10 protein-coding genes are annotated in these 12,788 nt (G+C 48.3%); 2 read left to right on the top strand and 8 right to left on the bottom strand.

Annotated features, from left to right (window positions below; all coding sequences use genetic code 11):
- Positions 1–11 precede the first annotated feature (11 nt).
- From UC15_RS22125 to galU, 4 genes are all read right to left on the bottom strand, one after another.
- Positions 12–590 (bottom strand): sugar O-acyltransferase, encoded by a 579-nt coding sequence (locus UC15_RS22125; RefSeq protein ID WP_112290986.1) that lies wholly within the window; start codon positions 588–590, stop codon positions 12–14.
- Positions 587–1,630, bottom strand: a complete 1,044-nt coding sequence (locus UC15_RS22120) for a glycosyltransferase family 4 protein (RefSeq protein WP_369964593.1) — start codon at positions 1,628–1,630, stop codon at positions 587–589. The genes UC15_RS22125 and UC15_RS22120 overlap by 4 nt, the downstream gene beginning before the upstream one ends.
- Positions 1,627–2,571, bottom strand: a complete 945-nt coding sequence (locus tag UC15_RS22115) for an NAD-dependent epimerase/dehydratase family protein (RefSeq protein WP_112290984.1) — start codon at positions 2,569–2,571, stop codon at positions 1,627–1,629. Before UC15_RS22115 ends, UC15_RS22120 begins: the two co-directional genes overlap by 4 nt.
- Before the next feature lie 540 nt (positions 2,572–3,111).
- Positions 3,112–3,999: a UTP--glucose-1-phosphate uridylyltransferase GalU gene (gene galU, locus UC15_RS22110; protein ID WP_112290982.1), complete on the bottom strand. Its 888-nt coding sequence runs from the start codon at positions 3,997–3,999 to the stop codon at positions 3,112–3,114.
- Positions 4,000–4,460: 461 nt separating this feature from the next.
- Between galU and UC15_RS22105 the strand changes: the two genes are divergently transcribed.
- The gene (locus tag UC15_RS22105) at positions 4,461–6,050 is read left to right on the top strand and encodes a TerC family protein (protein ID WP_112290981.1); all 1,590 of its coding nucleotides are present in this window, start codon (positions 4,461–4,463) and stop codon (positions 6,048–6,050) included.
- A 108-nt stretch (positions 6,051–6,158) separates the two neighbouring features.
- Here UC15_RS22105 and asmA read toward each other — a convergent pair whose 3' ends face one another.
- The 4 genes from asmA to apbC form a co-directional block, all read right to left on the bottom strand.
- Positions 6,159–8,012 carry an outer membrane assembly protein AsmA gene (gene asmA / locus UC15_RS22100; protein WP_112290979.1) on the bottom strand — a complete coding sequence of 618 codons (1,854 nt, stop codon included), beginning with the start codon at positions 8,010–8,012 and terminating at the stop codon, positions 6,159–6,161.
- A gap of 43 nt (positions 8,013–8,055) precedes the next feature.
- Entirely contained in the window at positions 8,056–8,637 is a 582-nt protein-coding gene (gene dcd, locus UC15_RS22095) for a dCTP deaminase (RefSeq protein ID WP_112290978.1), read from the bottom strand.
- Positions 8,638–8,674: 37 nt separating this feature from the next.
- On the bottom strand, positions 8,675–9,316 hold the full coding sequence (gene udk / locus UC15_RS22090; protein WP_013575064.1) for a uridine kinase: 642 nt from the start codon (positions 9,314–9,316) through the stop codon (positions 8,675–8,677).
- A gap of 146 nt (positions 9,317–9,462) precedes the next feature.
- Positions 9,463–10,575 carry an iron-sulfur cluster carrier protein ApbC gene (apbC, locus tag UC15_RS22085; protein WP_112290976.1) on the bottom strand — a complete coding sequence of 371 codons (1,113 nt, stop codon included), beginning with the start codon at positions 10,573–10,575 and terminating at the stop codon, positions 9,463–9,465.
- A 111-nt stretch (positions 10,576–10,686) separates the two neighbouring features.
- Here apbC and metG point away from each other — a divergent pair, with 111 nt between their 5' ends.
- Positions 10,687–12,759: a methionine--tRNA ligase gene (gene metG / locus UC15_RS22080; protein ID WP_255563990.1), complete on the top strand. Its 2,073-nt coding sequence runs from the start codon at positions 10,687–10,689 to the stop codon at positions 12,757–12,759.
- Positions 12,760–12,788: the final 29 nt, after the last annotated feature.

Here is a 12,788-nt window from a genome sequence, read left to right as displayed (position 1 = left end):
TTATCAGAGTATTACACTCTTGTTTTCAAAACTGATCCAGGAGTGCAGATTGCGTAGGGCTCAACATAAGTATTATACCCACCGCTAGAGCCTGCTTGAATAAAAGCGCTTCTTCCAATATCGCTATTTCCCGCCAAATTAACCCCTACTCCAAGGTGAGAATAATCTCCGAGTTTACTGTCATGGTCAATCGCACATGAGCAATTGACAATTACACCATCCCCAATTTTTACATCGACGCCTAATACTGTCCCAGCGAATATGACAACACCATTTCCAATTTTTGCCGAAGGACTGACGCAAGCATGGGGGTGAATTAGGGTCACTAATTTAAAGCCAGCATCTGATACTTGTTGTTGCAAATTTTCTCGTACTTTATTGTTACCAATACCGATAATTGCATGACTAAAAATTGTGGAGTATTTAGCTAAATCTGCCACTAAACCAATGATTAGCGACCGATCCTCATCATTTGGAATCCAGCTATCATCAAGGTATGCTATACTTGAAAACTTCCCTGATGAGGCAGCCACTTCATATATCGACTTTCCATGTCCACCGGCACCAATGATAATCAGCGAATCTGTCATGTTGATTTTTTTTCCCTATCCTTCACACCTGCACCACCGAAATAGGCAATTAAGCATAATGGTATCCAGGCAATAAGCACACCTACAACACCCGTTAAACTACCTCTTGCAATTAATATAGCAACAGGTGTTAACCAAACTAAGTTAACCACTAGAACGACAGTTGTAACAGCTTTGTGACTTTCAAATTTTCTCGCCATGATTTGATAAGTATGACTTGCATGGGCCTCATACACTTTTTTACCTGCAATTAGTCTCCGTAATAGAGTTATCGTTGCATCAACAATGAATACGCCAAGTAAGCAAATTTCGGCCATAAACATCGAACTATTAATCAGTGCAAGATGCAAGACGATTAGCCCAACAACCATACCGAGGAATCCACTGCCTGCATCCCCCATAAATATTTTTGCCTTTGGAAAATTCCATAGCATAAAACCTAAGGTCGAGGAACCTAGCATCACAAGAACAGAGAACAGTCCGCTGTCACTCACCCCAAGTGTAGTATTTAATAGCAGCAAACATGATGAGAATGAGAAACTAATGGCTTCAATACTTGCCAGACCATTAATACCATCCATAAAGTTATAAAGATTCAGCATCCAGGCTAAATAGACCAGACCAAATACCATTCCAATCCAACCTGAAGATAATTCAAAACCGAACAAGTCTATAACAGGAAATTTCCCTAAAAAATATAAACCTGCTGCTGCCGCAATAAAATGCATCAACAAACGCCATCTTGCCGCAATATGCCCGTGATCATCGAGAAAGCCGACTACGGCAATAATCGCGCCTGCAATAAATAATGAAAGTAATTGTTCAACAGAAATAATTTTCATCAGACATAGAACAACCAATCCGATAAGAAAACTTATTACTAATGCAACTCCTCCACCTCGTGGGGTTGGTGAGGAATGAGAACTTCGTTGGTTAGGAATATCTATTACATTATTTTTAAGTGCATAAATGCGCAACAACCAGGTGAGTACAAACGAACAAATGAAAACGACGACAGCAATGCTTAAATTCAGCATCATTTGATTTCCTTACGAAAACATGCAGCTGTTTGCTTCATGGTGTCTAGTATTGTTACAGGCTGCTGCCAACTTAATAATTCCGATGATTTACTTGCATCGACCTCAAGAGAACCGTAAAGCTGCTCGTATAAATTTTTTCTACCTACTGCCTGAAGTACAGTTTTTAAAAATGAAGAATGTAATCCGAAAATGCGGGCAGGCTTGTTCATTCCATCTGCAAATGCGTGAATAATCTCTTCTATACTTGGTGAATTCGAATCTGCCAGTAAGAATAATTCATCTTTTGATTTTTGATTTAATATGCAGGCAATAATAAAACTTACTACATTATCGAGTGAAGCCATTGCTCTTTTATTTTTTACGCCTTTGAACGGTAATGGAATACCACTAGAAACAAGCTTTAATAAACGGTGGATATTGCCTGGCGCATTCTCACCACAAATCAGTGCTGGACGAATAATCGTAATCTTCATCGCACTATTTGCAAATTGCTCAGATAAAGCCAATTCCGCTTCATATTTGGAAATTGCATATTCTGAGGCTGGTTTGGGTTCTGATAATTCTGTAAAAGGTTCGCCCTTGGTATAATTACCATTGACACCAATTGAACTGATAAATATGAAATGTTTTACTCCAGCCTCTGATGCGTCATGTGCTAATTTTAATGTGGCATCTCGATTTACTCGAAGGAACTCAGAAAGTTTATCTTCAGCTTTATCATTGAGAATATGCGCTCGACCAGCGGTGTGAACTACAGTCTCGCAACCATCGAGGACGTAAGACCAATCTGTAGATGCAGAGATTTCTCCCATATTGATTAATGAAGACTCAACCGGCCCGGCTCGTCGTGAGGTTGCGACTACGGCGTGATTTAGCTTTTCAAGTTCAACAACCAATCTGCTTCCCACAAAACCGGTAGCCCCTGTTACCAGGATTTTCATTTTTCATCCTTTTGTCTTTCTGAGTATCAGCATTGCTATCAAATATCTAAATAACTTTAATAAAAAGCTACGAAAATCAGTCTTCAATTAAAACAAGTCAGGTTTCATGAAAAGCACATTAGGGTATTCACAACCCACAAATGTGTTATCAATATGCGCGTTATTAAGTGCTACTAATAGCGCAGGGATGAGGTACTAACCATGTGATTTTTTATTACACTGCGCCGTAAGGCTCATTGAATAAGCACGCTACCGCCCTTGGCTCTAAAGCTACCAATGCACTTGTTGCAGTAACAATTAAATTTTATGACTACGATTTCAAAACTTCGTTTTTTGACCTGTTCGTCCGGGAATCCTATACGAACCGAGACTGATTTTACGCTTTAGAATAGTGATAGCAAGTTGTGCCTAGCATTAAACACCAATCGAATTGTTTAAATAATAATCACTTAACAGCTTTTGCATGTGTGACATAATAAAATTAATGCGTGCGAAAAAGCACCATAGATATGGTGCTTTCTTTATAAGCAATACAAATAGTTACTCTTCAGCAAACTCTTTCAGCCACGCCTTAAACGCTTCACCCTGTGAGTTATGGCGAATACCATACTCTACGAAAGCTTTCATATAACCAAGTTTGTCGCCACAGTCGTGTGAACGGCCGGTCATGGAGAAGGCTTCTACGGTTTGCTTTTTCATCAGCATCGCGATGGCATCAGTCAGCTGGATTTCGTTACCGGCACCGTATGGCGTCACTGCCAGCAGTGGCCAGATGGCTTCGGAAAGCACATAACGGCCGACAACCGCGAGGTTTGATGGCGCATCTTTAAGCTCTGGTTTCTCAACGATAGCCGTCATTGGCGCGCTTTCGCCCGGCTCAACTTCCACACCGTTACAGTTAACGATACCGTATTTAGAAACGTCTTTCTCCGGCACTTCTTCAACCATGACCTGGCTGTTGCCAGTTTCCTGGAAGCGGCGAAGCATCGCAGCAAGGTTGTCTTTACGCAGATCGCTGGTGGAATCGTCCATCAGAACGTCAGGCAGAATAACCGCGAATGGCGAATTGCCAATCAGAGGTTTTGCACACAGAACAGCGTGGCCGAGACCTTTTGACTGACCCTGACGCACGTTCATGATTGTCACGCCCTTCGGGCAGATAGACTGCACTTCTTCCAGCAACTGGCGCTTAACTCGAGATTCCAGCATGCTTTCCAGTTCGAATGACGTGTCGAAGTGGTTTTCGATCGCGTTTTTAGAAGAATGCGTGACCAGAATGATCTCTTTAATGCCCGCTGCAGCACATTCATTAACGATGTACTGGATTAAAGGCTTATCGACGATAGGCAGCATTTCTTTTGGAATGGCCTTCGTCGCTGGCAACATACGTGTGCCCAGACCGGCAACAGGGATAACAGCTTTTAACATTGTAAAGGATACTCCTTGAAACCTATTAGTGTGTAAATCCAGTCAGTTAGAATTCAAACATGTCAGGGAATTCACCGGACTGAAATTGTAAATACAAATTTTTTTCCGCAACGCCATTTCTTCCCTGAGTATAGTCCCTGCCATTTACTTTAGGGAGGCAATACTGCTGACTTTAGGACTCCAGCACGATTCTCTGTATTTGATTACGATACCAGTAAGCCGCACGAAACGGTAAGGTAAAGACCTAATTTTAGGAATGTTAAACCTATTCGGTGATTTTATAATCATAAATTGCTGCTTTCGAAAACATCAGCGTCTGTCCATTGAGCGTTGCCCCTGACCTCCCCTGCTCTGTTGCACGGTTTTGCCTAGCCCACTGTTTTAGATTTGAAATTTCATGCCCTGACGCCCATTATTCTACGTGCGGCAAACGCCGCTTAACTAAAGGTGAAAAACGCTATATGGAATGGATCGCCGATCCGTCGATTTGGGCCGGGCTGGCTACCCTGGTTATTCTTGAAATTGTTCTGGGGATAGACAATCTCATCTTTATTGCCATTCTGGCGGAGAAACTTCCGCGCAGCCAGCGTGATAAAGCCCGCGTCACAGGGCTGATGCTGGCGCTCGCCATGCGTTTGCTGCTCCTTGCTTCAATCTCATGGTTATCGACACTCACCCGTCCGCTCATTACGGTGCTGGGTCACCCGTTCAGTGTGCGTGACATGATTATGCTCGTCGGCGGCATATTCCTGTTGTTCAAGGCAACGTTGGAATTGAATGAACGCCTCGAGGGTAAGGATGAGGAGCAAAGCCAGCAGCAACGCGGGGCTAAATTCTGGCCTGTTGTCGCTCAGATTGTGGTGCTGGATGCGGTATTTTCCCTCGACTCGGTGATTACCGCTGTCGGTATGGTTGACCATCTGGCCGTCATGATGGCTGCTGTATGTATAGCAATCGGGCTGATGCTGCTGGCGAGTAAGCCACTGACCCGTTTCGTCAATGCGCACCCGACTATTGTTATCTTGTGTCTGAGTTTCCTGCTGATGATTGGGTTTAGCCTGGTAGCTGAAGGCTTTGGCTATGCGATCCCGAAAGGCTATCTTTATGCGGCCATCGGTTTCTCGGTCATTATCGAAGGCCTGAATCAGCTGGCGCAGTTTAACCGCAAACGCTTTTTGTCATCACGTCGCTCTCTGCGTGAGCGTACTGCTGAAACCGTTTTACGCGTACTTCGTGGCAAACATGAAGAAGCCGAACTTGATACGCATTCCTCAAATATGATTGCTGACAGTGCAGGCGAAGAGGATGCCATCTTCAATCAGCAGGAACGCCATATGATTGAGCGCGTTCTGGGCCTCGGGCAGCGTACCGTCAGCAGCGTGATGACTTCCCGCCACGACGTCGATAATCTTGAACTCAATGACCCGGTTGATTTGCTTAAGCAGCAAATAGCGGAAAACCAGCACACGCGAATTCTGGTGACCGAAGACAGCTCTACCGATGAACCGCTGGGCGTGGTGCATGTTGTTGACTTGCTGAAACAACAACTCCTGCAAAATGAGTTAGATCTTAAGGCACTTATCCGCCAGCCGCTGATTTTCCCGGAGCAGCTTTCCCTGCTGATGGCGCTTGAGCAGTTCCGCCTGGCCAAAACTCACTTTGCATTTGTCGTCGATGAGTTCGGTTCAGTTGAAGGCATTGTGACCCTGACTGACGTGATGGAAACAATCGCCGGTAATCTGCCTGAATCTGATGAAACGCCGGATGCGCGCCACGATATTTCGCAACAGGAAGACGGCACATGGATTGCCAACGGTTATATGCCGCTGGAAGACCTAGTGATGTACATCGCCCTGCCGGTTGATGAAAAACGCGAATATCACACGCTGGCAGGATTACTGATGGAACATACGCAGAGCATCCCGCAGGTCGGCGCGCAAATCCACATCGATAACTATCTGTTTGAACCACTTGAGGTCAGCAGTCATCGTATTCTGAAAGTGAAAATTACGCCGCTCAAAACCGACATGGATGATGATTACGAAGTGTAATCCTCCGTTCAGATGGACATTAACGTTCAGATAGACATTATAAAGAAAACGGGACGCTGATGAGGCGTCCCGTTTTTACTGAGTCGTACAAATTGAGTTACAGAAAGATTATTTATTTAATAACTTCTGCACATCGTCTTTTTCTTTACTGTCTTTGCGTTTATCCACCCAGTTCTGAATGGCGCTACGGGCACTCTGTTCCACTGTCCGGCGCAGGATCTGATCAACCTGAAGCTGATAACCCAGCTGCGCCCACGGCCCGTACACTCGCAGCGGGATATCCGTGGTTTTCAGGGTGTTGATCAGATTGCTGTCGCCTTTCCAGCCACCGGTCACGCGGATCAACAGATTCATATCTACTTTTTCGCCGGCGAGATCAACAGAGCCATCACCTTTTGCGTAAACCATTGGCGACTGGCCTTCCAGATCGTTTAGTTTCAGGGTGCCGTTTTTCAGCTGCCCCTGCGCTTTCAGTGTATCAATCTGGCTGTAATGCTCGTATTTATCCAGCCCCTGAACGCTGCTGGTATTACGGCTGATTGCCTGCTGGATAAGCTGCTGAATATTAAGTCCGTTCAGATGCGCATTGGTCATAGTAAGTTCAGCATTGCCCTGCCAGTTACGCGCAAAATCTTCTGCCGAGAGCCCCTTTCCGTTCACGTCTCCTTTCATAGAGAAGTTGCCGGTCAGCGCTTTCGGCAATCCGTAAGCAGTCAGCAGATCAGCCAGCTCAATATTATTCACATCCGGCGTCATGTGAACCTGAATGCTTTTGCCGGTCACATCCATATCACCCGGCAGGGAAAAACTTCCCGACCCAAGATTGCCACTGAACGTCGGCATCGCAACCTTACCCAACCGGTTATTAGCATTCAGTGCCAGATTTTGAATCTTCATCCCGCGATAGGTTAAATCCGCTACTTTCAGTGCCAGATTCGCATTGAAAGTCCGCAAAATGCTCAGGCCGTTCGGCTGCTCATCGACATTACGTGCAATGACCGGCGCGGAGGTGATTGACTGGGTGCTCTGCGCCGTCTGCTCAGCAGTTTTAGGCTGCCAGCCGGAAAGCGCATCCAGATCGAGTTTGTCAGCGTTTAAATTGAGCTGATAATTACCGATATCGCCACCCATCGTGGCAGAAGCAGTCCCTGAAATCTGATTATCATTCGCCGTTAACGCCAGCTGGGTGAGTTCCAGTGAATCATTATCGCGCTGATAACTGGCCTGCATCGAACCATTACCCTGAACACCTTTCACAGGGATGTCAGCGCCACTCAGCTGATAAGTGAATTTACTGATCTTAGCCGAAAAAGCCTGCGGATAATGCTGCATATCCACGTCTGCATTCATGGTGAATGCAAGGTCGCGCTGATTGCGGTTTATGCGGCTTGAAAGCTGAATGGTGGCCTGACGGTTATCGTTTTTATCAATTTCCATATTGATATCACGAACGTTTATCTGGTCATCATCGCCGCGCTGCCAGATAAGCAGACTGTCAGCAATGCTGATTTTATCGATATCAAACTTCCAGCCAGCTTCAAGTTCAGAAGCTCCGGGAGCGACAGGCGTTGGCATTGAAGGCGCAACAGGTGCATCGGGCTGATTCTCTTCAGTTTCAGGCGTCAGACGTATTACTGCGTTTTTCAACAGTACCTGTTTCACCGCCAGCTGATGAGAAATAAGAGGCCAGAGTTTAACGTCCAGCCGCATGTTTTCAGCACTGACAACCGGCTCTTTAGCGCCCGCCGCAGTAAGCGACGTCTGACCGGCAATAATGCTCAGCTGTGGCCAGACATGCCAGCGCAGCGATCCGTTGATGGCCAGCTGATATCCGCTTTTCACCTCGACCCGTTCCACCATGTACTGGCGGAAATCATTCGGGTTGATCAGAAACACCAGCGAAGTCATGCCGGCAATGATAACCACCAGTAAAATCACCAGTGTTGTCAGTAGTCTTCTCATGCCTTCCTCACGTTTTTATCCGTTATACGGATAAAAAACTGAATCAGTCTTCATCAATACGACTGGCAATTGCGCTTTGCTGGTCGCGGTATTTCGCATCCTGACGGCTGTTATAAGGACGTGCAGCAGAACCGGATAACGGTTCAAAGCTCAGCGCACCGATCAGCATTCCAGGGCGAAGCGCCAGCGGGAGCTTACCTGAATTATAGAACTCGAGAACAATCCGCCCTTTCCAGCCCGGATCAATACGATGTGCGGTTACGTGTACCATCAGCCCGAGACGCGCCAGTGAGGAGCGCCCGTCAAGCCAGCCGACCAGATCGTCAGGTATGGTGACCGACTCATAAGTAACCGCCAGCGCCAGTTCGCCAGGATGCAGGAAGAATGCTTCGCCTTCCGGCAATACAATTTCATCGCTCATCACTTTATCCAGTGCGGCGCTGACTTCGTCTTTCGGGCCACTCAGGTCGATATAACCCGCGTTATGGCCGAGGAAAACGCGGAAGCCGTTACCCAGACGCACATCTACGGTCGCACCGTTAATTCGTTCAACCGGCGGACGGGGTGAAATGCCTAATTTGCCGCTGTCGAGCCAGGCTTCTATATCTCGGTCGCAAAGTCTCATCGTATCTCCGGTATGTTTTCTGCAAATGGTTCCGCGATTAATTGAAGAACTGGCTGATTTTCGCCTTGAGAATATCAATCGCAATGCGGTTTTTGCCGCCGCGCGGCACAATGATGTCTGCGTATTGTTTTGAGGGTTCGATAAATTGCAGGAACATCGGGCGTACAGTCTTCTGATATTGCGCCATCACGGAATCCATAGAGCGGCCACGTTCGTTGACGTCACGTTTCATGCGGCGCATCAGACAGATATCCAGCGGGGTATCGACGAAGATGGAGAAATTCATTTCGTCACGCAAACGCGCATCGGTCAGGAGAAGGATCCCTTCCAGAATGATCACTTTCTTTGGTTTTAGTGTCACCGTCTCAGGCAGACGAGTGTGCTCAATGAAGCTGTAGCTCGGCAATTCAATCGCCTGACCAGACTTCATGGCTTGTAAATGCTGGAACAGTAAATTGTGATCCATCGCACTTGGATGGTCGTAGTTGGTTTTGACCCGCTCTTCCATGGTCATGTGGCTTTGGTCTTTATAGTAGCAATCTTCCGGGATAACCCCGATGTGCTCATCACCAACCTGATCACGAAGTTCACGGTATAACGTACTGGCGATGAGGCTTTTTCCCGAAGCAGATGCGCCAGCGATACCCACGATGACACACTGATGGAATTTGTCAGACATAAAATTAAAGACCTGATTTGGAAGTTGGAAGGCAAGCACAGACGTGTGCTTTGAACGCGCCAATTATAAGTACAAGACACTGCCTGATGCCAGCGTTAAGGCTGTGTAATCGCTGACATCCGGCAATAATTCACTGAGTTGGGGGATTAAACCGCTCTGAAAGCAATTTCAGTCGGGATAGCGTCACCTCTCCAGAACAATTGCGACGCAATTTTTGCCGCCAGTTCGCGGTAAATTGCAGTGAATTCACTTTCAGGATTAGAGACGACTGTCGGCTCGCCACGATCTAAATCTTCGCGCAGTGAAATATGCAGCGGTAATTGCGCCAGTAATTCACAGCGATATTTCTCAGCCAGACGCTGCGCGCCACCGGTGCCGAAAATCGGTTCGTGATGTCCGCAGTTGCTGCACACGTGCATACTCATGTTCTCGACGATGCCCAGAACCGGCACATGCACTTTCTCAAACATGACGATGCCTTTCATGGCATCCAGCAGCGCGATGTCCTGCGGCGTCGTTACCACCACCGCGCCTGTGACCGGAATATTTTGCGACAGCGTCAGCTGAATATCACCGGTGCCCGGCGGCAGGTCGATCACCAGATAATCAAGATCAGGCCACAGCGTATCGGAAAGCATCTGCATCAGCGCTTTACTGGCCATCGGGCCGCGCCACACCATGGCGTTTTCGTCGGTAACCAGATAACCAATGGAATTGGTCGCCAGTCCGTGCGCCATAATCGGCGACATATGCACACCATCCGGTGATGACGGACGCTCTTCTTCCGTACCCAGCATATTCGGGACTGACGGACCGTAAATATCGGCATCCAGAATACCGACTTTCCCGCCCTCAGCGGCCAGTGCCAGCGCCAGATTCACGGCAGTCGTCGATTTCCCTACCCCGCCCTTACCCGAGCTGACAGCCAGAATATTGCGCACACCTTTAATACCCGGCTGATCGTTAGCGCGTTTCATGGTGGCGATATCGTGACGCAGGTTCCACTGAATAGCCGTAGCGCCGGTGACCCGCAGCAATTCTCCGCTGGTTTCGTCTTTCAGCACATCGAAACCGCTGTTCCAGGCAAACGGCAGCGTCAGGTCAATATGTAAAACACCGTCCATCAGCACGCAGTGATGCAATGCTTTTATCGCGGGTAAATCTTTTTGTAATGTGGAATGGCGGAAGGTGGCCAGTACGCCGGTCACTAGTGCGCGCAGCCCTGCGGGTGTGGTCTGCTGTGGGGATTGAGATGTCATCCCGGCTCCTTGAAAACTGGTTATCAGACTATTTATCTACTCATAAGCATAACAGAACACACGTAAGGAGATCCCCCCGTTTGTTTACGCGGGACGGCGCTTTCGGTTAACATCAATGCCCCTGATTTCAACTACAGAAAGCAAGCTCTTACTATGGCTCAAGTCGCGAAAAAAATTTTGGTAACCTGTGCACTTCCGTACGCCAACGGATCCATCCATCTCGGTCACATGCTCGAGCACATCCAGGCTGACGTCTGGGTCCGTTACCAGCGAATGCGCGGCAATGAAGTGCATTTCATCTGTGCGGACGATGCGCACGGCACCCCGATCATGCTGAAAGCGCAGCAGCTCGGTATCAAGCCGGAAGAGATGATTGCCGAAATGAGCCAGGAGCATCAGAAAGATTTCGCCGGCTTCGGTATCAGCTACGACAACTATCACTCCACGCACAGCGACGAAAACCGTGAGCTGTCCGAGCTGATTTATGGTCGCCTGAAAGAAAACGGCTTCATCAAGAACCGCACCATTTCTCAGTTGTACGATCCGGAGAAAGGCATGTTCCTGCCTGACCGTTTCGTCAAAGGCACCTGCCCGAAATGTAAATCGCCAGATCAGTACGGCGATAACTGTGAAGTGTGTGGCGCAACCTACAGCCCGACTGAACTGATCGACCCGAAATCTGTGGTTTCCGGTGCGACGCCGGTGCTGCGTGATTCTGAGCATTACTTCTTTGATTTGCCGGAATTCAGTGCAATGTTGCAGGCGTGGACCCGCTCCGGTGCGCTGCAGGAACAAGTGGCGAACAAAATGCAGGAGTGGTTCGAACACGGTCTGCAACAGTGGGATATCTCCCGCGATGCGCCGTACTTCGGTTTTGAAATTCCTGATGCGCCGGGCAAATATTTCTACGTCTGGCTGGACGCGCCAATCGGCTACATGGGTTCTTTCAAAAACCTGTGCGACCGTCGCAGCGACCTGAATTTCGACGAGTTCTGGAAAAAGGATTCGACTACCGAGCTGTATCACTTCATCGGTAAAGACATCGTTTATTTCCACAGCCTGTTCTGGCCGGCGATGCTGGAAGGCAGCGGTTTCCGCAAGCCAACCAACCTGTTCGTGCACGGTTATGTCACCGTGAATGGCGCCAAGATGTCCAAATCGCGCGGCACGTTCATCAAGGCCAGCACCTATCTAAATCATCTGGATGCGGACTGCCTGCGTTATTACTACACCGCAAAACTGTCTTCACGCATCGACGATATCGACCTGAATCTGGAAGATTTCGTGCAGCGCGTTAACGCAGACATCGTGAACAAAGTGGTTAACCTGGCGTCACGCAATGCCGGTTTCATTACCAAACGTTTTGACGGCAAACTGGCTGACAAACTGGCCGATGAAGCGCTGTACAAAACCTTCACCGATGCCGCTGAAAGCATCGCTCAGGCGTATGACAGCCGTGAATCAGGCCGTGCAATCCGTGAAATCATGGCGCTGGCTGACCTGGCCAACCGCTATGTCGATGAGCAGGCACCGTGGGTAGTTGCAAAACAGGAAGGCCGCGACGCTGACCTGCAAGCCATCTGCTCAATGGGCATCAATCTGTTCCGCGTGCTGATGACTTACCTGAAGCCGGTTCTGCCTTCACTGTCAGAGCGCACTGAAGCCTTCCTGAACACCACGCTGGATTGGGACGCTATTGCTCAACCGCTGCTGTCGCATCAGCTGAATCCGTTCAAAGCGCTGTTTAACCGTATTGAGCTGGATAAAGTGACTGCGATGGTTGATGCGTCGAAAGAAGATATTGCGGCTGCGAAAGCTCCGGCAACCGGTCCGCTGGCGGATGATCCGATTCAGGAAACCATAACTTTCGATGATTTCGCCAAAGTGGATATGCGTATCGCGCTGATCAAAAGCGCTGATTTCGTGGAAGGTTCAGACAAACTGCTGCGTCTGCAACTGGATCTGGGCGGCGAAACCCGTCAGATTTTCTCCGGTATCCGTTCTGCGTATCCTGATCCGAAAGCACTGGAAGGCCGTCTGACCATCATGGTCGCCAACCTTGCACCGCGTAAAATGCGCTTCGGCATCTCTGAAGGAATGGTGATGGCGGCGGGCCCTGGCGGAAAAGACATCTTCCTTCTCAGCCCGGATTCCGGCGCACAGCCTGGTATGCAGGTGAAGTAAAACTCATGACTGCTCCTCCCCCTGCGAAG

The organism is Rahnella sp. AN3-3W3 (assembly GCF_003263545.1).
GTDB lineage: Bacteria > Pseudomonadota > Gammaproteobacteria > Enterobacterales > Enterobacteriaceae > Rahnella > Rahnella variigena.
The sequence above is the reverse complement of the archived record's forward strand: the minus strand, read 5'-3'. Positions and strand labels throughout refer to the sequence as shown.